Raw genomic sequence first — 617 nt, 5'->3', positions numbered from 1 at the left:
TAACATTTTGTGATTTATAAGAAGCGAGAATAACATCACTTGTTAAAATTTTTAAATAATCAGAAGTTGGCTTAATATCTTCTTTCCAATTTACTCCATCTTCTGATGAAAAATATTTATCTGTATACACATATTTTCCCTTTTGTTGCCATAAATTTCCATCATATTCATAAACACTATTTCCAAAATTAGCTTCACATAAATAAAGCTTATTCTCATCAAAAGCAAAATGATTAACATAAAGAAGTTTTGTACCATTATAATCAGGAAAATAATTTGTAGTCCAATTTTTAGCATCACTGATATCTTTACCATAATCAATTGTATAATATTCATTTGCATAAAAATCAAAAGCAGGGTCACTTGGGTCTTTATATCCATCAGGATAMTCATCTAAAATATTTTTAAATCCTTTATATAAAAATATTTTTCCTTTATAATAAAACATAAAATATTCTATTACATTCAATCCATATCTTCCTAAAAAATTAGGTTCTATATGATTCGTATTAGGCATTTTATAAGTTTTTGTAGTTTCAGTTACACTATCACGCCAATTTATCAAATCATCAGATTCCATGTATCTTTTATGTTCAATAAAATTCTTAACAACAACA

Annotated in this window: 1 pseudogene; it reads right to left on the bottom strand. The window is 24.8% G+C overall.

The features are described from left to right. Positions 1-617: pseudogene (locus GQX97_RS13920) on the bottom strand (hypothetical protein); the annotation flags it as partial.

This window comes from Brachyspira sp. SAP_772 (assembly GCF_009755885.1).
GTDB lineage: Bacteria > Spirochaetota > Brachyspiria > Brachyspirales > Brachyspiraceae > Brachyspira.
This window is presented reverse-complemented; position numbering and strand designations above follow the sequence as displayed.